General features: G+C 40.9%; 28 protein-coding genes. All 28 read right to left on the bottom strand.

All coding sequences use genetic code 11. The annotated features are described in order from the left end of the window. Window positions 1–22: 22 nt before the first annotated feature. The 28 genes from F3G76_RS07850 to rplF all read right to left on the bottom strand — a co-directional run bounded on the left by F3G76_RS07850 (window position 23) and on the right by rplF (window position 20,609). Complete coding sequence (locus tag F3G76_RS07850) at window positions 23–817, bottom strand: undecaprenyl-diphosphate phosphatase (protein ID WP_002941660.1); 795 nt, start codon at window positions 815–817, stop codon at window positions 23–25. A gap of 57 nt (window positions 818–874) precedes the next feature. Then, on the bottom strand, window positions 875–2,785 hold the full coding sequence (gene tkt, locus F3G76_RS07855) for a transketolase (protein WP_149706398.1): 1,911 nt from the start codon (window positions 2,783–2,785) through the stop codon (window positions 875–877). A 108-nt stretch (window positions 2,786–2,893) separates the two neighbouring features. Further along, window positions 2,894–3,793, bottom strand: coding sequence for a polyprenyl synthetase family protein (locus tag F3G76_RS07860; RefSeq protein ID WP_149706399.1), 900 nt, complete (start codon window positions 3,791–3,793; stop codon window positions 2,894–2,896). Continuing rightward, window positions 3,790–4,899 carry a DUF7488 domain-containing protein gene (locus F3G76_RS07865; protein ID WP_103634156.1) on the bottom strand — a complete coding sequence of 370 codons (1,110 nt, stop codon included), beginning with the start codon at window positions 4,897–4,899 and terminating at the stop codon, window positions 3,790–3,792. The genes F3G76_RS07860 and F3G76_RS07865 overlap by 4 nt, the downstream gene beginning before the upstream one ends. After that, the gene (locus F3G76_RS07870) at window positions 4,896–5,210 is read right to left on the bottom strand and encodes a YbaB/EbfC family nucleoid-associated protein (RefSeq protein ID WP_021091096.1); all 315 of its coding nucleotides are present in this window, start codon (window positions 5,208–5,210) and stop codon (window positions 4,896–4,898) included. The genes F3G76_RS07865 and F3G76_RS07870 overlap by 4 nt, the downstream gene beginning before the upstream one ends. Window positions 5,211–5,213: 3 nt before the next feature. Then, window positions 5,214–5,561, bottom strand: a complete 348-nt coding sequence (gene panD / locus F3G76_RS07875) for an aspartate 1-decarboxylase (protein ID WP_103646151.1) — start codon at window positions 5,559–5,561, stop codon at window positions 5,214–5,216. Window positions 5,562–5,578: 17 nt separating this feature from the next. Next, entirely contained in the window at window positions 5,579–6,148 is a 570-nt protein-coding gene (locus F3G76_RS07880; protein WP_103646152.1) for an HI_0983 family protein, read from the bottom strand. 18 nt (window positions 6,149–6,166) lie between these two features. Further along, a complete protein-coding gene (locus F3G76_RS07885; RefSeq protein ID WP_149706400.1) occupies window positions 6,167–7,450 on the bottom strand; it encodes a UDP-N-acetylmuramoyl-L-alanyl-D-glutamate--2,6-diaminopimelate ligase in 1,284 nt (427 codons plus the stop codon). Then, the gene (locus tag F3G76_RS07890) at window positions 7,428–7,982 is read right to left on the bottom strand and encodes a hypothetical protein (protein WP_009295268.1); all 555 of its coding nucleotides are present in this window, start codon (window positions 7,980–7,982) and stop codon (window positions 7,428–7,430) included. The genes F3G76_RS07885 and F3G76_RS07890 overlap by 23 nt, the downstream gene beginning before the upstream one ends. Then, the gene (locus tag F3G76_RS07895; RefSeq protein WP_009295267.1) at window positions 7,969–8,244 is read right to left on the bottom strand and encodes a NifU family protein; all 276 of its coding nucleotides are present in this window, start codon (window positions 8,242–8,244) and stop codon (window positions 7,969–7,971) included. Before F3G76_RS07895 ends, F3G76_RS07890 begins: the two co-directional genes overlap by 14 nt. A 136-nt stretch (window positions 8,245–8,380) precedes the next feature. Beyond that, window positions 8,381–9,301: an ABC transporter substrate-binding protein gene (locus tag F3G76_RS07900; RefSeq protein ID WP_149706401.1), complete on the bottom strand. Its 921-nt coding sequence runs from the start codon at window positions 9,299–9,301 to the stop codon at window positions 8,381–8,383. A 75-nt stretch (window positions 9,302–9,376) separates the two neighbouring features. Next, window positions 9,377–10,069, bottom strand: a complete 693-nt coding sequence (locus F3G76_RS07905; RefSeq protein WP_149706402.1) for an ABC transporter ATP-binding protein — start codon at window positions 10,067–10,069, stop codon at window positions 9,377–9,379. After that, window positions 10,066–10,815, bottom strand: a complete 750-nt coding sequence (locus F3G76_RS07910) for an ABC transporter permease (protein WP_149706403.1) — start codon at window positions 10,813–10,815, stop codon at window positions 10,066–10,068. Before F3G76_RS07910 ends, F3G76_RS07905 begins: the two co-directional genes overlap by 4 nt. Then, window positions 10,812–11,423, bottom strand: a complete 612-nt coding sequence (locus tag F3G76_RS07915; RefSeq protein WP_149706404.1) for a hypothetical protein — start codon at window positions 11,421–11,423, stop codon at window positions 10,812–10,814. The genes F3G76_RS07910 and F3G76_RS07915 overlap by 4 nt, the downstream gene beginning before the upstream one ends. Window positions 11,424–11,525: 102 nt before the next feature. Then, window positions 11,526–12,500: a Cj0814-related protein gene (locus F3G76_RS07920; protein WP_021087226.1), complete on the bottom strand. Its 975-nt coding sequence runs from the start codon at window positions 12,498–12,500 to the stop codon at window positions 11,526–11,528. A 913-nt stretch (window positions 12,501–13,413) separates the two neighbouring features. Then, window positions 13,414–13,770, bottom strand: a complete 357-nt coding sequence (rplQ, locus tag F3G76_RS07925; protein WP_002941584.1) for a 50S ribosomal protein L17 — start codon at window positions 13,768–13,770, stop codon at window positions 13,414–13,416. 11 nt (window positions 13,771–13,781) lie between these two features. Continuing rightward, window positions 13,782–14,798, bottom strand: coding sequence for a DNA-directed RNA polymerase subunit alpha (locus tag F3G76_RS07930; protein ID WP_149706405.1), 1,017 nt, complete (start codon window positions 14,796–14,798; stop codon window positions 13,782–13,784). A gap of 14 nt (window positions 14,799–14,812) precedes the next feature. Beyond that, window positions 14,813–15,439, bottom strand: a complete 627-nt coding sequence (gene rpsD / locus F3G76_RS07935) for a 30S ribosomal protein S4 (RefSeq protein ID WP_021084023.1) — start codon at window positions 15,437–15,439, stop codon at window positions 14,813–14,815. 25 nt (window positions 15,440–15,464) lie between these two features. After that, a complete protein-coding gene (rpsK, locus tag F3G76_RS07940) occupies window positions 15,465–15,857 on the bottom strand; it encodes a 30S ribosomal protein S11 (RefSeq protein WP_002941551.1) in 393 nt (130 codons plus the stop codon). Between the two features lie 22 nt (window positions 15,858–15,879). Then, window positions 15,880–16,248 carry a 30S ribosomal protein S13 gene (rpsM, locus tag F3G76_RS07945; protein ID WP_012140556.1) on the bottom strand — a complete coding sequence of 123 codons (369 nt, stop codon included), beginning with the start codon at window positions 16,246–16,248 and terminating at the stop codon, window positions 15,880–15,882. 3 nt (window positions 16,249–16,251) lie between these two features. Beyond that, a complete protein-coding gene (gene rpmJ / locus F3G76_RS07950; RefSeq protein ID WP_002941545.1) occupies window positions 16,252–16,365 on the bottom strand; it encodes a 50S ribosomal protein L36 in 114 nt (37 codons plus the stop codon). A gap of 189 nt (window positions 16,366–16,554) precedes the next feature. Beyond that, a complete protein-coding gene (gene infA / locus F3G76_RS07955) occupies window positions 16,555–16,773 on the bottom strand; it encodes a translation initiation factor IF-1 (RefSeq protein ID WP_002848031.1) in 219 nt (72 codons plus the stop codon). A gap of 34 nt (window positions 16,774–16,807) precedes the next feature. Next, the gene (gene map, locus F3G76_RS07960; protein ID WP_149706406.1) at window positions 16,808–17,566 is read right to left on the bottom strand and encodes a type I methionyl aminopeptidase; all 759 of its coding nucleotides are present in this window, start codon (window positions 17,564–17,566) and stop codon (window positions 16,808–16,810) included. A 1-nt stretch (window position 17,567) separates the two neighbouring features. Further along, window positions 17,568–18,830, bottom strand: coding sequence for a preprotein translocase subunit SecY (secY, locus tag F3G76_RS07965; RefSeq protein ID WP_009295263.1), 1,263 nt, complete (start codon window positions 18,828–18,830; stop codon window positions 17,568–17,570). Beyond that, the gene (gene rplO, locus F3G76_RS07970) at window positions 18,830–19,231 is read right to left on the bottom strand and encodes a 50S ribosomal protein L15 (RefSeq protein WP_002941506.1); all 402 of its coding nucleotides are present in this window, start codon (window positions 19,229–19,231) and stop codon (window positions 18,830–18,832) included. Before rplO ends, secY begins: the two co-directional genes overlap by 1 nt. 15 nt (window positions 19,232–19,246) lie before the next feature. Continuing rightward, window positions 19,247–19,690 carry a 30S ribosomal protein S5 gene (rpsE, locus tag F3G76_RS07975; RefSeq protein WP_002941646.1) on the bottom strand — a complete coding sequence of 148 codons (444 nt, stop codon included), beginning with the start codon at window positions 19,688–19,690 and terminating at the stop codon, window positions 19,247–19,249. 15 nt (window positions 19,691–19,705) lie between these two features. Then, window positions 19,706–20,062 carry a 50S ribosomal protein L18 gene (gene rplR / locus F3G76_RS07980; RefSeq protein WP_002941658.1) on the bottom strand — a complete coding sequence of 119 codons (357 nt, stop codon included), beginning with the start codon at window positions 20,060–20,062 and terminating at the stop codon, window positions 19,706–19,708. A gap of 10 nt (window positions 20,063–20,072) precedes the next feature. After that, on the bottom strand, window positions 20,073–20,609 hold the full coding sequence (rplF, locus tag F3G76_RS07985) for a 50S ribosomal protein L6 (protein WP_002941606.1): 537 nt from the start codon (window positions 20,607–20,609) through the stop codon (window positions 20,073–20,075). Between the last annotated feature and the right edge of the window lie 52 nt (window positions 20,610–20,661).

The following is a 20,661-nucleotide window of genomic DNA, read 5'->3' on the forward strand; positions in this document are numbered from 1 at the left end:
CTAGCCCTTTTACAACTTAAATTTATAAAAACAGATAGAGCAAAAACGCACCCAAGATCAAGCGGTAGATGACAAAAGGTAGCATCCTGATCCTTGAGATGATCCCCATAAATAGCTTCACGCAGATATAAGCACTAACTGCACTTATGATGACGCCAAGGGCGATATCGCTCCATGGCAAGGCGTTTGGATCTTTTATAAGCTTGATGCTCTCAAGTCCGCCAGCTAGGATGATGACAGGTATCGAGAGTAAAAATGAGAAATTTGCACTGCCCTTGTGGCTAAATCCTAAAAAAAGTGCCGCTGTCATCGTTATGCCTGATCTTGAGACGCCAGGGATGAGCGCCACAGCCTGCGCTAAACCGATGATAAGAGCAAATTTTATGGTCATTTCATATTCGCTTTTATTTGTCGAGCGAAGATCAGCAAAGTAAAGTGCGATGCCAAAGATGATCGTAGTAACAGCGATCACAACGCCGCTCCTTGCGTACTCCTCGATCACGTTGTTAAACAAAAGTCCAAAGATGCCAACTGGGATAGTGGCAAATCCCACGCACCAGACAAGCAAGCTATCGCCCACCATCTTTCTTTGCGCGATCGAGGCAAAAAAGTCGCGAAGTAGCTTAAAAATCGTATCTTTAAAATAAAAAAGTATCGCGCTTAGCGTACCAACATGCACTGCCACGTCAAAAGCAAGCCCTTGATCTGGCCAGCCAAGTAGCTTTGGCACCAAGATGAGATGAGCCGAGCTTGATATCGGCAAAAACTCGCTTATGCCTTGCACCAAGGCCAAAACGATAACGTGAGAAATTTCCATAAAATGCCTTTTTGATTTTAGATTGCAGCTGGGGATTTTACTCCCCAAAGTTAAATTTTATATAAGTTCGCTAGCAAAATTTGCAAGCTTTTGCGGAGTAAATCCGAAGTGGTCAAATAGCTCGTTCGCCTTGCCGCTGGCGCCAAAGCTGTTCATGCCATAAACCGCGTCGGCAAATTTATACCATTCATAGCCAGTTGCAGCCTCAACTGCGATAATGGTTGTATTTTTATCTAAAATTCTAGCCACATACTCAGCTGGCTGCTCGCAAAGTAGGTCAAAACAAGGCGCTGATACGATGTTTGCACCGATGCCCTGCTCAGCTAGAAGTGCAGCTGCTTTTACGCAGAGTGAGACCTCACTGCCGCTTGCTATAAATGTGATCTTCGCATCTTTTGCCGAGCTTAAAAGATATGCGCCGTTGCTAACCTCACCAAATTCGCCTTTTGCAAGTGGGTCAAGCCCTTGGCGGCTAAGCACAAATGCGCTTGGAGCGTTTAAATTTAGAGCCACTTGCCAGCTAGCTGCGTTTTCGTTGCCATCAGCTGGGCGGAAAGTGTAGAAATTTGGCATCGCTCTAAATGTGCTAAGCTGCTCGATAGGCTGATGCGTTGGACCATCTTCGCCAACGCCGATGCTATCATGTGTGAAGACAAAAAAGTGCTTGATGGCCATTAGCGCTGCTATCCTCGCACTTGGCTTTAGATAGTCGCTGAAGATGAAAAATGTCGCTGAAAATGGCAAGAAAAGGCCGTATCTGGCGATGCCGTTGTTGATAGCTGCCATGGCGTGCTCTCTGATGCCGTAGTGGATATTTTTGCCATTTGGGAAATCGCCCATGCCCTTTAGCTCAGTCTTGTTTGACGGAGCAAGGTCAGCGCTACCACCGATAAAGCCAGGGAGTTTTTTCGCTATCTCATTTAAAATAACGTGGTTTGTATCTCTTGTGGCTAGCTTTTTATCGCTAAAGTCTGGAAATTCGATCTTGCTAAAGTCTGGATTAAGAAGTGAATTTAATAAATTTTTGCCTTCAATGCTTAGTGCCTCAACCTTTTTGTTCCACATCGCCTCTTCAAGATCGCCCTTTTCAACTGCACCTCTAAATCTTAAAAGCACGTCCTCGTCAATGGCAAATTTCTTCTCAGGGTCAAAACCAGCTGCGGCCTTTGCCTTTTTGATGATCTCCTCGCCAAGTGGCGCGCCGTGGCTGTGATGGCTGCCCTCAAGCTCCATTGCGCCGCGTGCTATGTGCGTGTTTGCGATGATGAGATATGGCGACTCTTTCTCGCTAGCTTGCTCAAGCGCAAATTCGATCTGGTTATAGTCATGTCCGTCGATGCGTGCGACCTCCCAGCCCTGCGCCTCAAACCTAGCCTTGACGTCCTCGCTAAATGCGATCGCTGTATCGCCCTCGATCGTGATATTGTTTGAGTCGTAGATGAGTACAAGGTTGTCTAGTCTTAAATTTCCTGCGATTGAACATGCCTCGTAGCTTATGCCCTCTTCAAGGTCGCCGTCGCCGCAAAGGCAGTAAATTTTATGATCGATTATTTTATTGTCTGGCTCATTTAGCACGTTTGCAGCATATTTTTCTGCCATTGCTAGGCCAACTGCATTTGCCACGCCTTGACCAAGTGGACCAGTAGCCACCTCAACGCCTGGAGTGTGAATTTCTGGGTGTCCTGGGGTGTTTGAGCCAAGTTGGCGGAAATTTTTGAGCTCATCTAGGCTTAGATCGTAGCCAGTTAGATGTAAGAAGCTATAAACCAAGCTTGATGCGTGACCACCGCTAAAAACGAGCCTATCTCTGTTTAGCCATTTTGGATTTTTAGGGTTGTGTTTTAAAAAGTTGCTTAAAACCACCATGATATCAGCTAGGCCCATAGGAGCACCTGGGTGTCCGCTGTTAGCGTTTTGCACCATATCAGCGCACAAAAATCTTATAGTATCGGCTTGTTTTTTTAGCATATGATCTCCTTTTATTGCGTCAGATTATACAAAAAAGTGATTAAAACTTGCCTTGCATTTTTGCTCAAAATGTCTAAAAAGTGATATAAATTTACTAAATTTACGCGCTTATCTTAGGTGCTTGTCTGTAAGCTCTAAGATCATCTTTGCTATGCCTGCATCTATCTGCTTTAGCGCCTCTTCTATCTGGCAAATTAGCTCATCTTTTTTCTTTTTTGCGCCAGATAGACCTAGTAAATTTGTAAATGAATTTTTCGCTAAGTCGTTGTGCACGGGCTTTCCAGCGGCCGCCTCGTCGCTTGTAAGGTCGATAATGTCGTCTTGTATCTGAAAAGCAAGCCCAAGCTTTAGGCCGATATCATAAATTTTATCGCACTCATTTTCAGCTAAATTTGCTATCACGGCGCCCATTTTTAGGCTAGCAGCGATGAGCTTTGCGGTTTTGTGGATGTGTAAAAATACTAGCTCATCAAGGCTTAGCATCTTGCCAGAGAGACCAAATTTAGCCTTTGCTCTTTTGATATCCTCTTTGTTTGTATTTTCAAAAAAACAATCAAGCGCCTGACCTAGCACCATGCCGCTAACGCCAGCATTCTCGCTTAAAATTTCCACGCATTTTATGCGTGTTTGCGCTGGCAGATCAGCACGTGAAATTTCATAAAAAGCATGCGTATTTAGTGCATCTCCTGCAAGTATCGCAGTCGTTTCGTCGTAGGTTACGTGAAGCGTTGGTGTGCCGCGCCTTAGGCTTGCGTTATCCATCGAAGGCAGATCATCATGTATGAGCGAATAGGTATGCATCATCTCAAGCCCCAAAGCCACTCTCATCGCCTTTTGCGTGAGGCTTTTATCCACATTTTCGACCACGCCAAGAAGCAAAAGCGCCCTAAAGTGCTTGCCTCCAGCCTTTAGCATAACGCCAAGCGCCTCCTCGTAGTAAGGATGAAAGCTAGGCACCTTTGGCAAATTTGCGTTTAGAAATTTTACAAAGTCCTCAAGTAGGCTCATTTTGGCACTCTTGCAAAGAACTGAAAGTCATTTCTAGTAAATAAAAGCACGAAATTTTGCAGATCGCTGATCTTTTCTAAAAGCTCCTCGCGGCTATTCACACTCTCTTTGTTGTAGCCTAAAATTTTATCGCCGATCTTGATGCCAAAGATGTCGGCATTTGACTTTGGCTCGACCTTAGTAACGACTAAATTTTTATCAACCGTGATACCATAATCCACCAAAACTTTATCATCTAGCAAGCTTTCAGGCGACTTTGGCATGACATTTAAATTTGGCAGATCGAGGCTTGAAGGAGCGTCAATGTCTAGGCTTTGGTTAAATTTCACATCCCCGCTTACTGGAACTTGAAAGAGTAGCTCCTGCCTATCACGCTTTACGATGATGTCCAGTTTTGCGCCTTTTGGAGCAAAAAGCACCATCTCGTTTAGCTCTCTTAGGCTCTTTGGCTTGATGCCATTTACACTAACAAGCTCATCATCAACCATCATCATCTTGCCGCGGCCCAAAGGATCAACAAGACCAACAAAAAATTTATCCTCTTTTTGCAAGAATTTCACGCCGATATCGCCGTAATATACGTCATCGTAAGATACAAAGTGCTTTAAATAGCGATTTGGTATAAATTTATCAGCTCCAACAGCTATGCCTATCATCTTGCAACAAGGCGTGTTTATCTCGCCAGTCGCGTTATACTCGAAGCTTAGCGTATCAAAATCGCCTAAATTTTGTCCCAAAGACTTGATGTGACCCATGACGGTGTTGTTAGAGTCGTTTAAGATGCCAACCCAAGTGCTCTTTTTGATGCGCTCCTCGTTGGTCTCATCAGCCATCACAACAGGGCTTAGCTCCTTGCTAGAGCGCACTAAGAAAAGCTGCAAATATGGGTCAAATTTGACATATTCGCCAAGCGGAGCTCCCTCACTTTTTGGCACTGCGATTAAATTTTTAGTGATAGCCACGCCAAAGTGTTTATTTACTGAGACGATTGAGTTTTTGTTCTTTTCAAAGCAGGCGTTAAAGTCCTCTTGCGTAGGCCTAGGATCGGCATTTAGGCAAAGTGCTGATAGCAAAAATGCAAGGGCAAATTTATAATTTAGTCTCATTTTATCCCCATCGAAGCAAGGCCGCCAAGCATCCTTGAAGCGGTGTTTTTCTTATCGGCCTCAACCGACTTTAGCACGTCATTTACGGCGCTTATTAGCAAAATTTGCATGCTCTCTTTATCTTCAAGCAAGCTATCATCTATGCTGATATCAAGTATCTCGCCGCTGCCGTTTGCTCTAACGCTTACCAGTCCGCCACCGCTTTTTGCGCCAAATTCTTTATTTTTGCTCTCTTCTTCCATCTGCTTGGCCTGTCTTTGCACATCCTCAAGCATCTGCCCCATCTTTGAAAAGTCAAATCCCTCAAACATCGCCTACTCCTTTATGATCTCGTTTTTGTTATTTACATGCACGATGGTTGGCTTAAATTTCTTAGCCTTTTTAAATTTCATGCTAGCATACGCTACGATGATGACCACGTCGCCAACGCAGACCTTTCTAGCAGCTGCACCGTTTAGGCAAATTTCACCTTTTTTGCCCTTTATCACGTATGTAGCAAATCTCTCGCCGTTATTTACGTCTAAAATTTCAACCTTTTGATTTTCTATCAAATTTGCAGCTTTTATAAGCTCCTCGCCTATGCTGATCGAGCCAATATAGTTTAAATTTGCGTCTGTTACGACGGCTCTGTGGATCTTGCTAGCTAAAATTTCTATATTCATTTTCTGCCTTGTTTAGTTTATTTGCACTCTATCACTGGTCTGTTTGCTAAAAATTTCTCGTTAAATTTCTCTGCCTTTAGCGTCTTTTCTAGCTCGTCAAGGGTTTTGAAATTTCTAGCAAAAGATACGCCAACTAGTCCGCACTCGCTCGTTTTGGCAACGTCTAGAGTTATCTCGTAGCTGTTAAATTTTGGATTATTTGGCTCTGGATAGTAAATTTCCTCACGGTAAGAGCTGTCGTTACCTATCTTTTCTATCTTAAATTTGCCCTTTTTTGGATCTGTGGTTTTTTTTATCGCTGTTATAAAATCATCTATGTTTTTGATGCTTGGCGCATAGGTAACGCTGATTAGCTTACTCCATCCATAGCCGCCCTCATCTTCCAAATAATACTCCACCGTAAATTCATTTTGGTATTTTTGGTGATAAATTTGGCCGTCATATTCTATATTTTGAGGTAGGTTGCTCACCAGATAGCTCTTTTGGTTTGCGCTAGATTGTAGCTTTTGCGGCTCTTTTTGAGCAGTGGCACATCCTAGCAATAGTGCAACGCAAGTAGCCGTAAAGGCTAAATTTAAAATTTTCATCGTTTTTCCTTTCAAAAGTTATCTACATAAAATTTCAAGCACCACTTCTTTGTCGCTAAATGGGTGCTTGACGCCTTTTATCTCCTGATATGGCTCGTCGCCTTTGCCAAGTATGACTAGCGCCCAGCCAGGTTCTAGCTTGCTAATGGCTAGTGCGATCGCCTCTTTGCGGTTGGCGTTTCGTATCAAATTTTCATTTTGGCTCATGCCAGCGCAAATTTCATCGATTATGCTCTCTGGCTCTTCGCTTCTTGGATTGTCGCTTGTGACGATGCAAATTCTTGCGTATTTTTGGGCTATCGCTCCCATTTTAGGGCGCTTTGTCCTATCTCTGTCGCCGCCTGCACCAAAAACTGCGATCAAATTTAGATGTCTAAGCGAGTTTAGCACCTTTTCTATGCCATCTGGCGTATGGGCAAAATCCACAATGACTAGCGGATCGGTGCTAACGACCTCCATCCTGCCGCTCACGCCTTTAAATTTGCTTATCGCCTTTGAAAGTGCGGCTGCGTCTGGACGCTCTAGCAGGCAAACGGCACCAAGAGCGGCGATTAGGTTGTAGAGATTAAACTCGCCTTGAAGGCTTGAGTCTATCTCCACATCGCCATTTGGCGTCTTGATAACTGCGTCTATGCCGTCCTTTAGCCCATAAACTATCGGCGCAAAGCTAGCTGGCTTTTTGATCGCGTATGTATAGGCGTTTTTTGGGTTAAATTTAACTCCGCCGTCGTCAATGTTTATGAGTTTTACGCTCTCATCGTCAAAAAAGCTTGATTTTACCCTCGCGTACTCCTCCATGCTCTTGTGGTAGTCGAGATGGTCTTGAGTTAAATTTGTAAAAATTTTTAGAGCAAATTTCAAGCTCTCTATACGCTTTTGAGCGATCGCGTGCGAGCTAACCTCCATCACGAAGTACTCACAGCCCTGCTCGCTGGCTGCTTTGAGATATGAGAGCGTCTTTAAAATGGCACTTGTCGTAAGCGCCTTATCATCTATCTGCTCACCCTCTATAAATGCCCCTCTGGTGCCACTTAGGCCACATTTTTTGCCTAAATTTCGCAGGGTCTCGTAGATAGCCGCAGCCGTTGTGGTCTTGCCATTGGTGCCTGTGATGCCAACTATCTTTAAATTTTCGTCTATTTTTAAAAGCTTTTTGCACTCTTCAAGAGTGATTATCTTAGCGCCCTTTTTTACCGCGTGTTCTACAAATTTCGCATTTGCAGTAGTTTGCACAAAGTATGCACCCTGCTCGCACTCGTTTGAGTCATCTGTTATGAAGCTATTTTCTACTGATATTTTCATCGTTTTGTCTTTTTTGTATCTCTTTAAAAAGCTGATCTATACGCTCGTCGCCGCCAAACATCACCGCCGCACTCTCAAGGTAGTTCATGCTCATATCGATGAAGTCATTTTTTATCAAATTTCCTAAAAATTCCAAAAAATCGTCTTTGTTTGAGATCATCACCTTGGTTGAGAACATGATGTTTTCAAAGACCTTTTTAAAGCTGCCATCCTTATAAACAGCCCTTTTAAAGTCCTCGTAGCTGATCGCGTCTTGCTCTTCAAAGTACTCGCTCTCCTCGTCTCTGGACTCTAAAATTTTTAAAATTTCCTCCACGCCCTCGTCGTCTTCGCCGGCTCTTACTTTCGCCATGTAGTAGTCAAACAAGAGCTTTGCCTCTTCGGCATTTTCCTCGCCAAGAGAGCAAATTTGTATCAAAAATAGTAAATTTTTCTCCTGCGTCTTTTCGTATGCTAGCGAAAAGTAAAAGATCGCATCTTTAAATTTAGAGCGTTTGAAATATTTTATGCCTATTTTTTTATAATCTATCAATGTCAAATTCCTCGCCTATTGGGACATTTATGACCTCTAGCTCTGGATGAATGTCTATGCGAAGCTGCCTTTCGATGCCGTATTTTAGCGTGGTTGTGCTAGCTGCGCATCCGTGACAATGTCCTGTGAGTCTTACGTAAATTTTGCCGTTTTTTATGCCAAGTAGCTCCATGCCGCCGCCGTCATTTTCAAGCATCGGTAGCACCTTTTGCAAACTCGCAGTCACTGGTTTTAAAAGCTCTTCATCACTAAATGGGATCATATTTTTTCCTTAAATTTTTTAGCTATTATAGCAGATAAAGTGCAAACAAACGTTTTCTAGGCTTTTGCTGTGGGCGTTTTGGCTTTAAATTTTGGTGGTTTTTTGTGGAGAAAAAGGGCAAATTTGCCCTTTAAATTTAGTTTAGTAGAAGTGATTTTATATCGATTTTATGCTCTATCATCTTGCTCTCAAGCATAAATTCTTGCGTAGCTTCAAGCGCTTTTATATCATCAGCCGTGATCTTTGAGCTAAAGTCATATTGAGGATACATGCTCTTTACCGCCTCTATGCTAAGCCCAGTCTCTTCGGCTGTAAATTTAAGCGCCTCATCCTCGTTTGCCTTGATGTAGGCCAAAATTTCGTCCTGAGCCTTTTTAAATTTCTCAACTACATCTTTGTGCTTTTTATAAAACTCTCCGCTTGTTGCCGTGACGATAACTGGAGTGATGACGCCTTTGCCAGTTGTCACTACATTTAGGCCTGATTTTTGAGCGTTGTAGGCCGCTGGTCCTGCAAGAAGCGCTGCATCGACGCTGCCGTTTTCGACTGCAGCTTGCGCAGCTGGTATGCCCATAGAGATGAACTCTACGTCGTTTATACTAAGTCCGCCAAGAGCCAGGTATCTAACCAAAAGCTCGTTTAAGATAGTGCCTTTTGGGCCTGCTACTTTTTTGCCTTTTAGATCTTTTGGCGACTTGATGTTTTTATCTTTAGAAAATATAACAAAGGCCTCTGGTGCCCTTGAATAGGCGCTTATGATCTTTATGTCAGCCTTATTTGCCGCTGCAAGTATGACCGAAGTGCCGCCCACGCAGTTTAGAAACTGGAGCGAATTTGAAGCGAGCGCTTGCGTTTGTTTAGCACCCGAGGTGATCTCGGAGTACTCGACTGGCACGCCAAAAGACTTCGCGTAAAAGCCTTTAAATTTATCGACGATAGATGGGACGTTTAGCGGCGATTTGACGTAGGTCATGCCGATCTTATCTAAGCCTTCGCTTGCGTTTGCGACTAGGCAAAGCAAAGAGGCCGCACACAAAACCTTAAAAAACTTTCTCATACTTACTCCTTTTAAAAATTTTCAAGATTATATAATCTTTTGCTTCATTTTGGTTTTAATTATCATTTTATTTGCCTAAATTTCACTCAAAATTTTGCGTTTTACCGTTATTAGCTCCTCGCTTAGCAGATCTCTTGGCCTTGCTAAATTTGATAGCTCGTAGTTTGACTTTATCCCGCCCTTTTCAAGCAAGATGATCTCATCAGCCAAAAATAGCGCCTCGTCGATGTTGTGAGTGACAAAAAGGATGGTTTTGCCAGCTTGTATCTTTAAAATTTCAGCCTGCATGCTAGCTCTAGTAAAGGCGTCAAGCGCGGCAAACGGCTCGTCCATTAGGATCAAATTTGCCTCATACGCAAGTACTCTAGCAAGCGAAACGCGCGAGCTCATGCCACCAGAGAGCTGCGAAACTGCGGCAAATTTAAAGTCACTAAGCCCTATCATCGATATCAGGCTACCTATCTTTTCAGCCTCTATTTCATGCTTTTTAAGCGCAAATACAATGTTTTCATAGACGTTTAAAAACGGCATGAGACGGGGCTCTTGAAAGACGAAGCCGATCTTTGCTTGCTCTTTAAATTTTATCTCCCCCTGACTTACGCTCTCAAGACCAGCGATAAGGCGTAAAAGCGTCGTTTTGCCACAACCGCTTCTACCAAGTATGACGGTGATCTTATCTTTTTTTATGCTTAAATTTAGCTCTCTTAAAACGTCGATACGCCTTTCGCCTATAAAAAAATGCTTGGATAAATTTGAAATTTCTATCATTTTTCACCTCGCAAAAGGCTAAATTTCGTTATCAAAAGCAAAAAGAGCCTATCTATGAGCACGCCACAAATGCCGATCGTAAAAATGCCCACAAATATCCTATCTGCGCGTGAGAGCTCCTCGGCGTCAAGGATTAAGTAGCCCAGCCCGCTTGAAGCCGCTATCATTTCAGCTCCGATGATCGCGCGCATGGCGTAGCCAAAGCCTATTCGCATGCCAACAAAGATATCTTTTAGCGCGCTTTTTAAGATGATCTTGTAAAAAATTTCAAATTTACTAAAGCCAAAAATTTTACCAACCTCGATGAGCTTCACGTCGCAGCTTGTTAGCCCTTTTTGGATACTTAGAAACATCGGGAAAAACGAAGCTAGGATGATAATGATGATCTTTGGCGTCTCGTTTATGCCAAACCAAAGCACCAAAATGGCGATCAAACTAAGCGGCGGGATGTTTCTAAAAAACTCCAGTATCCACTCGTAATAAACGCTGATCTTTGGCAAAAGTGCCGCTACACCGCCCAGCACGAGCGCTAGGGCAAACGAGAGAGCATATCCTGCAAATATGCGCTTGAAGCTGATAATCGTATGCGTAGCAAGCTCGCCGCTTAGGCTCATGCTATACATCGTCTTTAGCGTAGCTAGCGGACTTGGCAAGATATACGGTGTGAAAATTTCTAGCTCGCAAACGACCTGCCAGATGGCAAAGATCGCTAGGATCAAAATGCTCTTTTTAAAAATTTCTTTCACAGCCCATCTCCGTTGTGACAGCCGTTTTCGCAGTATAAAAGCTCGATGATCTGGTAGTTTTTAAGCTCGCTAAATTTATACGAAAGGGCGTTTTCTATCTTCTCTTTGCTGCTAAGACTTAGTGTTTTTACGCCCAAATTTGTGAAAAAGCCTGGCGGTACCGGACTTTGTTCGATGTTGCGCATCTTTAAATTTATAGCGTTTTGCTCCCTAAAGCTTTTCCATGTCAAAAATGTGGTTCGCGCTAAATTTAGCTCTCTACCTAGCTGGGCTAACTCCTCGCAAGGCGTCGTCACGTAAAGCCACTCGTCCTCTTTTAGCTTCGAGCTTAGTTCGATGGCACTTTCTATTAAAATGGGGTTTAAATTTGAGATGAGATTGGCCTGCTCTTTGAAATTTGCCCTGATGAAATTTACAGCCCTCGGACAGCGGCTATCGTAAATAAGCTCACTTTGCGCAAGAGCGTTTTTGTATGCGTTTTTTACGCTTTTAACGTGGTCTTTTTCGCACTCTACTACGCTAAAACCTTTGTTTTGCAAAATTTCTTTAAGTGCTGCAAAGTCGTAGATGTTTTTTACAACAGGATTTAACCAAACCACTTTTTTCATAAGAGCTCCCGTCAAATTTAAAAGCAAAATGTAATAATTAAAATCAAAATTGTATCACTTGAAAGTAAAAAGATGGCTTTGAAGGTTAAATTTATAAAACGGCTAGACTTTTACGTCTAAATTTCGCTTTTTCTGGCTTTTCTCCATCAGCTTTAGTATATCTATGCCGTTTTTTTCAAGCCGCATTAGCTCCTTAAGATAGGCAAATTTCTCATCTTTATTGATATCGTAGGTTGCTAGCTTCTCGCTTCGGCCGATCACTGATGCATAGACCTTATTGCCGTCAAGTTTGTCGGTATTTTGCACATTATAAAGCGACAGCACGCCCTCTATCACCTCTTTAAATTTTGCCCCGCTCTTCATGCCAGCCTTCATCAGCGTTAAAAATCTCTGCCTGCTCTCATCGTCAGTAAAATTTATACTTTGCATTGTCTCATATTCTATCGGTGGCTTGTTCGTGCTAGTTAGCATTGAGATAGCCTTCTTGCCTATCGTAATACTCTCAACGCCGACCCTCTCGCCAAGATATTGTCTCAGCGCATAGTCCAGCCACTTGTCCTTAAACTCCTCGACGCTCATGTCCTTATCCAGTATCTCAAAGCCCTCCACGTGGCTTTTGCGGCCAAGTCCGAGCAAGGTGCCGCTATCATCTTTTGACGTGTACTCTTTTGCGAAGAGATCGACGTTTGTTGGATAGTATCCGATGATCGATTCGTAAAGCCTTCCAAAACCAAGCGCCTCGGTCTGACTAACAAAGCTTTTAAGCTCGTTTATCTCATCTTGACTCATTTGCTTGTCGTATCCCATGAGCTTGCCCCAGATGCTTATCTTGCCATTAGCGGCCATGCCTGTGAGCGAGTTGTCTTTAGCAAATTTTAGTGGCTCATCATCTTTGTTAAATTTACTCTCGCTCGTGCGACCTAAATTTATCTGATTGGTGTTTTTGGCTAATTTTTGAGATGATAAATTTAAAGAATTTTCGTCCGCACTAGGCTTGATATGGCTAGCACTTTGCTCCCTAATGTTTTGAAAGCCGCTATATAAATTTACATTAGCTCCGTTTACGCCACCTATCATCTCAAATCCTTTGTAAGATAGTTAAAACAAATATCGTCTTTTCCAGAGTAAAATTTAGAAATTTGTAGAGTTTGACTTGTAAATTTAGGCTGACTTGAGACTGGATAAATTTAGACATTTGAGAAGGCCGGAATTTAGAATTTACTTTGTAGAAATTTGCATATATCGGTTTTTATTGTATCTGGTTTAGCTTTATTATATCTAGTCTATATATTTGGTTTTGGATTTATCATATACAACTCGTATATTTTGTCATACCATAGGCTATTTCGGATCAAATTTATGTCATCTTCTTGGCCACCCTAGCCACATTAGCCAAGCCCTTTTTACAGTCTATCAAAATTTAGAATTTTGCAACTTCGTGAATTGTAAATTTGAAATTTCTTTTTTGAATAATTTAAATTTGAGATAGTTCGTATAGATAATTTGCCCTGCTTTTTGTTTTGCATTTTAAATATATAAGCCCTTAATCCTAAAACTTCGTAAATTAGCTTATAAATTTTATCCAGAAACACTCAAAATAGAAATAACACGCCTAAAGCAAATATCACAAAAAATCAACGAAGTAAAATTTAAAAACTACTAGCTCTAAATTTAGAAATTTATGGCGCTAGCTTTGAAATTTAATAGATAAGTTTGGGCTAGAACTTTAAAACCTAATTTTGAAGGCTTTGGCATAAATTAAAGAGCGTCCGTTTGTTTTTGTGCTTTAAAACCGCTATAAATTTACTTATACCAACTATTTTAACCTATAGCATCAGCTCATCTAAAAGCCACGAAATAAAATTTATAATGCTCCGACTTGTAAATTTGCCACATACTAAAATGGATAAATTTAAAACAAAATTTTTAAAAAATAAACATAAAAAGAAAAATTTAGAAAGAAAAGAGAGCCAGATAGGCTCTCTGGGGATTATTCAGCTACTAGCTCTATATAAGCCATCTCAGCTGCGTCGCCTCTGCGAACGCGAGTTTTGATGATTCTTGTATAGCCACCGTTGCGCTCTTTAAATTTTGGAGCTACTTCAGTAACTAGCTTATTTGTAGTCTCTTTGTCTTGCAATGAAGCAAATACTGCTCTATGAGCGTTAGAGTCGCCCTTTCTAGCTCTTGTGATAAGCTTTTCAACATAGCTTCTAAGCTCTTTTGCTTTTGGTAAAGTTGTCTCTATCTTTTCGCTTTTGATGATAGCTATCGCTAAATTCTTAAGCAATGCAGATCTATGAGATGACGTTCTACCAAGTTTGCGATATCCGTGTTTATGTCTCATCTATTGTCCTTTTATTCTTTTGCACTCATTTGTGATTTTAGCTCGGTTATTTTCTTTCTGAGTTGCTCTTTGCTATCTTTTAACACATCGACACCAACTGGATAGCCTATCTCTTCCATAACCGCTTTTATCTCTTCAAGAGATTTTTTACCTAAATTTTTAAGCTCTTTAAGCTCATTTTCGTCCATCAACGCAAGCTCGCCGATAAATCTTATATCGGCTTTGTCAAGGCAGTTAAAACTTCTAGCGCTTAAATTTAGATCTTCTACACTAGAAAGTAGCTTTGAAAACTCGCCGCTTGCGCTTGAACTAGCAACTGGGGCACTAACGTCAATATCTAAAATTCCTTTAAATACTGACATTTGTTGATACATAGCTTCTAAACAATTTTTAAAAGCTTCTACTGGACCAACTTGACCATCTGTTGTTATCGTAAATACGATCTTCTCGTAGTCTGGGTCATCTTCAACCAAGACGTTTTGTATCTCATAAACTGCTTTTTTAACAGGTGTAAAGAAAGCGTCTAGTGCGATGTACTCGTCTTCGATCTCTTCTCTGATCTCTTCACTAGGAACATATCCGATACCTTTTTGGATGATAACTGAGAAATTTAACTCAGCATCTTCGTTGATGGTAGCAAGATATGCGTCTGGATTAACGATCTCAACTAGGTCGTTATTTAGATCAGCTCCAGTTATCTCTTTTGGTCCTTTAAAGCTATACTCTATAACTTCGCGTTCACTGCTACTTTTTAATTTAAATCTGATCTTCTTCAAATTTATAATAAAAAACGCTACGTCTTCAAGCATGCCACGCATACTATCGAATTCGTGGCTAACGCCTTTTATCTTTACACCAATAGGGGCAAAGCCTACTGTGCTTGTGTAAAGAAGACGGCGAAGCGGGTGAGCCAAAGTCACAGCATAACCTACTTCAAAAGGATATGCTGTAATGTTAGCTACATTTTCGCTAACACTTTTAACTTCTATTTCAGTTGGCATATAAGCTGATGTAGTAATCTTTCTCATCTTTATACCCTCTATTATTTTGAGTAAAGCTCTACTATAAATCTTTCCTCAACAGGAATGATAACCTCTTCTCTTTCTGGATTTCTAGTGAAAATTCCAAATTTTTTCTCTTTTTCCACATCTACCCAAGCAACGATGCCAGTTTGAGCTGTAAGGTCGATCGCGCGAATGATTTGTGGATTGTTTTTAGATTTCTCAGCAACTTCTACTTTAGAGCCTGGCTCCACTCTGTAAGATGGGATATCTACTCTCTTGCCATTTACTAAAATATGTCCGTGAGTTACAAGCTGGCGAGCAAAACGACGAGTCGTTGCAAAGCCCATTCTGTAAACAACATTGTCTAATCTCTGCTCTAGTAGTTGAACTAAAAGAGCACCTGTGTTGCCCTCGCGGCGTGCTGCTTCTTGGAACAATCTTCTAAATTGTTTCTCTGAAACACCATACATAAATTTAGCTTTTTGCTTCTCGCGAAGTTGTAAGCCGTATTCGCTTATCTTTGCTCTTCTTTGTCCGTGTTGTCCTGGTGCATAAGGTCTTTTTTCTAAAGCACTTTTACCAGCAAGTCTTCTTTCGCCTTTTAACGCAAGAGACACACCAAGACGTCTTTCTAATTTTTCAACAGGTCCTGTATATCTAGCCATAATAATTTCTCCTAATTTTCTCTAATTATACGCGGCGGCGTTTTGGCGGTCTGCAACCATTGTGTGGTAAAGGTGTGATATCTTTGAAGAAAGTTACTTTTATACCTTCAACACCACCTACACTCTTAACAGCCGTTTCACGTCCGCTACCTGGACCTTGAACCTTGATACCAACTTCTTTAATGCCGTGTTCTTTTGCTTTGTTTAAAGCATCTTCTACAGCTTGTTGAGCTGCATAAGGAGTTGATTTTTTACTACCCTTAAAGCCTAAGCCACCTGCACTACTCCATGCAATAGCATTTCCCATTTCATCAGTTACAGTTACCATAGTGTTGTTAAATGTTGCACTGATATAAACGATACCTTTGGCTATGCTTTTTCTAACTACTTTTTTCTTAACAATTTTTCTTTTCGCCATTTATTATCCTTTAACCCTTGCCTTACTTAGTAGCCGCACCGACAGTCTTACGTCTGCCTTTTCTGGTTCTAGCATTAGTTTTAGTCTTTTGACCACGAACAGGAAGACCCTTTCTGTGGCGAAGACCTCTGTAACTTCCAAGATCCATAAGAGCTTTGATATCCATAGCAACTTGTTTTCTCAAATCACCCTCAACGACGTGGTGCTCTTGAATTTCTTTACGGATAGCTGCTGCTTCGTCTTCGCTAAGCTCATAAACTCTCTTGTCGTAAGAAATTCCAGCTGCGTCAAGAATTTGACGAGATTTATAAAGACCTATACCATAGATATAAGTCAAACCATACTCAATTCTCTTTTTGTTTGGTAAATCTACACCTGCAATACGTGCCATGCCTTATCCTTGTCTTTGTTTATGTTTTGGATTTTCGCAGATAACACGAATTATGCCACTACGTTTGACAATTTTACATTTGTCACACATCTTCTTTACAGAAGGACGAACTTTCATTTTAGTCTCCTAAAAATTTATTCCACTTTTTTAGGGGCTGCATCAGGTTTAAAGAAAGAATTTAAACCAACTATTTTCAAAATAAGTGGGGAACTTTGAAAATAATTCTTCATACAGCTTTTCGCAAAGCTTGGATTTTATCCAAAACCAGCTTTAAATTTACTTAGCATATTTGCCACAAAATCAAATTTACTTATATCTATAAGTGATCCTGCCCTTGTCTAGGCTATATGGCGTAAGTTCTACTTTTACGCGGTCGCCAGGCATTATCTTTATATAATGCATTCTCATCTTTCCGGCGATATGACATAAAATTATATGTTTGTTGTCGAGCTCAACTTTAAAAGTTGCATTTGGCAGTGCTTCAACAACATTTCCATCAATCTCAATGACATCGTCTTTTGCCACAAATTCTCCTTTCTTTAAATTTTTTCTCTAAATTTCACACTTTACTTAAAATTTCAGCTTTGCCATTAACTATCGCCATACAATGCTCATAATGGCTAGTTCTCAAACCATCTTTTGAGGTTACTTTCCAGTTATCACTTCCCAAAACTGGTGTGCCATCTTTTTGGCAGATCATCGGCTCTATACAAAAAACCATTCCCTCTTTTATCTTTGGGCCAGCTTTTGGGTTGTTTCCTTCAATATAATTTGGAATTTCTGGCTCTTCGTGTGGCCTTTTGCCTATGCCATGACCGCAATATCCACGCAAAGGCACATATCCTCTACCTAGTATAAATTTCTCAAGCTCATAGCTGATCTCTTTAAAATGCATACCAGCTCTTATAAAATCAATCGCAAAATATAGCGCGTCTTTTGAGCAAGCGATCAAATCCTCGTCATCTTTTGAAATTTTACCAACCCCAAAAGTCCTAGCCGAATCGCCAAAATAACCATCTAAATTTGAGCCAATATCAACACTAACGATATCGCCCTCTTTTAGTTTGTATTCGTTTGGAATTCCGTGGATCACCACTTCATTGACGCTTATGCAAGCTGCATTTGGAAAGCCGTAAAGCCCTTTAAAGGCAGGTTTTGCTCCAGCAGCTCTTATCATATCTTCGCAAATTTTATCTATCTCAAGAAGTGAAATTCCGGGTTTTATGATCGTAGAAACATGATCAAGTGTTCGAGCGACGATCTTATTCGCCGCTCTCATTTTCTCTATCTCAGCTGGTCTTTTTAGCGTGATAGCCATTTTATAGACCTACTGCACTTAGAGTTTGGTATTTGTTCGTATAAGACTGGGCTTCTATACGTCTCATCGTATCAAGTGCTACTGAAACCACGATAAGAACTGATGTACCGCCAAAATAAAATGGTACGCCCATAGTCTTTACAAGTACCCAAGGTAATGTTGAAATGATACCCAAGTACAAAGCACCACCTAAAGTTAGCCTGCCAGCTACTTCGTTTAGATAGCTAGCTGTACTCTCGCCTGGTCTAACACCTGGGATAAATCCGCCTTGTTTTTTCAAATTTTCACTTATATCTTTTGTGTTAAACACGATTGATGCATAGAAAAACGCAAAGAAGATGATAAATAAAAATGTCAAAACGTTAAACATATAGCCATTTGGACTTAAAAAGTCGTTGATAGCTTGGATTACTGGATTTGTGCTAGCCTGCAAAATAGTGCTTGGAAACATCAAAATCGCACTAGCAAATATCGGTGGGATAACGCCACTTAAATTTACTTTGATCGGTATATAGTTCATTATACGTTTGTTTTGATTTTCCATTATCACTTTTCTTGAGTAAGAAATAGGGATACGTCTTTCGCCCATCTCGACAAAGATAATAGCACCAATGGTCGCTAAAATGATCACCAAAATAGCGATGACTGTTAGGAAATTCATCTCAGAAGTATTTACCAAATTTACAGTTCCACCGATCGCACTAGGTATGCCAGAGACGATGCCCGCAAAGATGATAAGACTTATACCATTGCCTATACCGCGCTGCGTGATCTGTTCACCTATCCACATAAGTAGCATGGTGCCAGTTAGCATAGATACAGCAGAGATCGCGATAAATAAATTCATATCTATCATGATAGCTTGCTCGCCACCACGACCGCTTAAGCTTTGAAGTCCGATAGAGACGCCGATTGATTGTACAAGAGTGATAACGATAGTCGCATAACGTATGATTTGCATATATTTTTGCATACCGTCGCGCTCTTTTTTCATCTGACCTAACTTTGGAAATGTCGCTGCTAGAAGCTCCATGATGATCGAAGCTGTGATGTAAGGCATAATGCCTAGAGATATGATACTTAAACGCTCAGCGGCTTTACCACTAAACATATTAAATAGACCCAAGGCGTTGCTATTGTTTGAATTGAAAAATTCTTTAATTACGTCGACATTAACACCAGGAACTGGCACATAAGCCAGTATCCTGTATGCGAACAAAAATGCCAACGTGATTAAAATCTTGTTGGTCAGTGTTTTATCCATTATTTTGTTCCGCTAACGCTAACGTTCTCGTCTTTGATCTTTGAAGCAAGAGCTTTTGCACTTGCACCGATTAGTTTTATCTTAGTAACGCTCTTTGAAATTTTATGAACGCTAGCTATTGTTGCTATTGAAATTTCCGCAAGCTCTTTTATAGCTGCGATCTTTTCAACATTGATAACATAAGGTTTTTCAAATTTAGAAGCGAAGCCCACCTTTGGAAGACGTCTTTGAAGTGGTTGTTGTCCGCCCTCAAAGCCTCTTTTTTCATTGTAACCTTTTCTTGCTCTTTGACCTTTATTACCTTTGCCAGCAGTTTTGCCATTGCCACTGCCTTGACCACGACCTATTCTTTTAGTTGCATGAGTTGAACCTGCAGCAGGTGTTAATTTTTCTAATGCCATCTTAACTCCTTTCTCTTAGCTTTTTAGCAAACTAAGTGCTTTTATAGTAGCACGAACGACGTTTGCTGAGTTGTTTGAGCCAAGTGATTTAGTAAGGATATCCTTAATACCTGCAAGCTCGATAATAGGACGCGCACTACCACCAGCGATAACACCGGTACCTTCGCTAGCTGGGCGAAGTAGCATTCTACTTGCGTTGTATTTTACCTCTACATCATGAGGGATAGTTGTGCCCTTGATCTTAACGTGGATAATATTTTTAAATGCGTCATCAATCGCTTTTCTCATCGCATCTGGTACCTCTTTAGCTTTGCCATATCCAAAGCCAACTAGGCCATTTCTATTACCAACAACAACTAAAGCTGTAAATCTAAATCTACGACCACCTTTAACAACCTTTGTAACCCGACCGATATCGACGATTACTTCTTCAAATTCTTCTCTATTATATTTTTCCATCGATTTTCCTTTGGGTTATAGCTTGATGCCATTTTCTCTTAAAGCTTCAGCAAATGCTGCGATAACGCCATGGTATAAATAACCATTTCTATCAAAAATTGCAACATCTATCTTCTTAGCTTTCAAAGCCTTAGCAAATTCTTTAGCTAAAGTGACTGCACCTTCTTTATTTGCTTTTATGCCTATTTTTCTACCATCAACTGCAGCTAGTGTAGTAGCTGTAACGTCGTCAATCGCTTGAACATAAAGAGTTCTGTTTGATTTGAAAATAGAAACTCTTGGGCAAGTTGCAACACCAGAAATTTTACCTCTGATTCTTCTTTTTCTCTTAATTCTAAGAGCGATTTTTCTTTTTAGTACTTTTGCTGTCATTTACCGCTCCTTACTTCTTAGATGTCTTGCCCGCTTTGCGGATGATACGTTCTTCTAGATATTTAACGCCCTTGCCTTTATATGGCTCAGGTGGTCTAAATCCTCTAACTTGAGCAGCCACTTGACCTACTACTTGTTTGTCGTCACCTTTGATAGTAATAACGTTTTTATCAACGCTAGCTTCAACGCCTGCTGGTAGCTCATAGTTGATAAGGTGTGAAAAACCAAGAGAAAGCTCTAAAATTTTACCTTTTGCAGCTGCTTTGTAACCAACGCCGTTGATCTCAAGCTGGCGAGTAAAGCCATGAGTGATGCCAGTTACGATGTTGTTAGCAAGTGCTCTATATGTTCCCCAGTAAGCTCTGCTTTGGCGATCTTCGCCCTTTGGAGCAAAAACTATATGACCATTTTCTATCTTGACATCAACGTGACCTTTTGTGTCAAGCTCTTTTAAGTGATTGCCCTTTTTAAATTTTAGGACATTATTTTCAACGCTAACGTCTACACCACTTGGGATAGCGATAGGCTGTTTTCCAATACGTGACATTTTTTTCCTTTACTTGTCTAGGGTGTTCCTACATTTACGAATAAACACCACA

Source organism: Campylobacter concisus (assembly GCF_902460575.1).
GTDB lineage: Bacteria > Campylobacterota > Campylobacteria > Campylobacterales > Campylobacteraceae > Campylobacter_A > Campylobacter_A concisus_AW.

What these genes read in the sequence shown, in the direction of transcription:
- F3G76_RS07865 (WP_103634156.1), bottom strand. Translation starts at nt 4,899, where the DNA reads ATGAGACTAAATTATAAATTTGCCCTTGCATTTTTGCTATCAGCACTT.
- F3G76_RS07880 (WP_103646152.1), bottom strand. Translation starts at nt 6,148, where the DNA reads ATGAAAATTTTAAATTTAGCCTTTACGGCTACTTGCGTTGCACTATTG.
- rpsM (WP_012140556.1), bottom strand. Translation starts at nt 16,248, where the DNA reads ATGGCACGTATTGCAGGTGTAGATTTACCAAACAAAAAGAGAATTGAG.
- panD (WP_103646151.1), bottom strand. Translation starts at nt 5,561, where the DNA reads ATGAATATAGAAATTTTAGCTAGCAAGATCCACAGAGCCGTCGTAACA.
- F3G76_RS07860 (WP_149706399.1), bottom strand. Translation starts at nt 3,793, where the DNA reads ATGAGCCTACTTGAGGACTTTGTAAAATTTCTAAACGCAAATTTGCCA.
- F3G76_RS07850 (WP_002941660.1), bottom strand. Translation starts at nt 817, where the DNA reads ATGGAAATTTCTCACGTTATCGTTTTGGCCTTGGTGCAAGGCATAAGC.
- F3G76_RS07885 (WP_149706400.1), bottom strand. Translation starts at nt 7,450, where the DNA reads ATGAAAATATCAGTAGAAAATAGCTTCATAACAGATGACTCAAACGAG.
- F3G76_RS07870 (WP_021091096.1), bottom strand. Translation starts at nt 5,210, where the DNA reads ATGTTTGAGGGATTTGACTTTTCAAAGATGGGGCAGATGCTTGAGGAT.
- F3G76_RS07900 (WP_149706401.1), bottom strand. Translation starts at nt 9,301, where the DNA reads ATGAGAAAGTTTTTTAAGGTTTTGTGTGCGGCCTCTTTGCTTTGCCTA.
- rpmJ (WP_002941545.1), bottom strand. Translation starts at nt 16,365, where the DNA reads ATGAAAGTTCGTCCTTCTGTAAAGAAGATGTGTGACAAATGTAAAATT.
- F3G76_RS07920 (WP_021087226.1), bottom strand. Translation starts at nt 12,500, where the DNA reads ATGATAGGTGGCGTAAACGGAGCTAATGTAAATTTATATAGCGGCTTT.
- F3G76_RS07905 (WP_149706402.1), bottom strand. Translation starts at nt 10,069, where the DNA reads ATGATAGAAATTTCAAATTTATCCAAGCATTTTTTTATAGGCGAAAGG.
- rpsE (WP_002941646.1), bottom strand. Translation starts at nt 19,690, where the DNA reads ATGGAAAAATATAATAGAGAAGAATTTGAAGAAGTAATCGTCGATATC.
- rplQ (WP_002941584.1), bottom strand. Translation starts at nt 13,770, where the DNA reads ATGAGACATAAACACGGATATCGCAAACTTGGTAGAACGTCATCTCAT.
- F3G76_RS07930 (WP_149706405.1), bottom strand. Translation starts at nt 14,798, where the DNA reads ATGAGAAAGATTACTACATCAGCTTATATGCCAACTGAAATAGAAGTT.
- rplF (WP_002941606.1), bottom strand. Translation starts at nt 20,609, where the DNA reads ATGTCACGTATTGGAAAACAGCCTATCGCTATCCCAAGTGGTGTAGAC.
- rplR (WP_002941658.1), bottom strand. Translation starts at nt 20,062, where the DNA reads ATGACAGCAAAAGTACTAAAAAGAAAAATCGCTCTTAGAATTAAGAGA.
- F3G76_RS07895 (WP_009295267.1), bottom strand. Translation starts at nt 8,244, where the DNA reads ATGATCCCATTTAGTGATGAAGAGCTTTTAAAACCAGTGACTGCGAGT.
- rplO (WP_002941506.1), bottom strand. Translation starts at nt 19,231, where the DNA reads ATGGCATTAGAAAAATTAACACCTGCTGCAGGTTCAACTCATGCAACT.
- map (WP_149706406.1), bottom strand. Translation starts at nt 17,566, where the DNA reads ATGGCTATCACGCTAAAAAGACCAGCTGAGATAGAGAAAATGAGAGCG.
- F3G76_RS07915 (WP_149706404.1), bottom strand. Translation starts at nt 11,423, where the DNA reads ATGAAAAAAGTGGTTTGGTTAAATCCTGTTGTAAAAAACATCTACGAC.
- rpsD (WP_021084023.1), bottom strand. Translation starts at nt 15,439, where the DNA reads ATGGCTAGATATACAGGACCTGTTGAAAAATTAGAAAGACGTCTTGGT.
- secY (WP_009295263.1), bottom strand. Translation starts at nt 18,830, where the DNA reads ATGGATAAAACACTGACCAACAAGATTTTAATCACGTTGGCATTTTTG.
- rpsK (WP_002941551.1), bottom strand. Translation starts at nt 15,857, where the DNA reads ATGGCGAAAAGAAAAATTGTTAAGAAAAAAGTAGTTAGAAAAAGCATA.
- tkt (WP_149706398.1), bottom strand. Translation starts at nt 2,785, where the DNA reads ATGCTAAAAAAACAAGCCGATACTATAAGATTTTTGTGCGCTGATATG.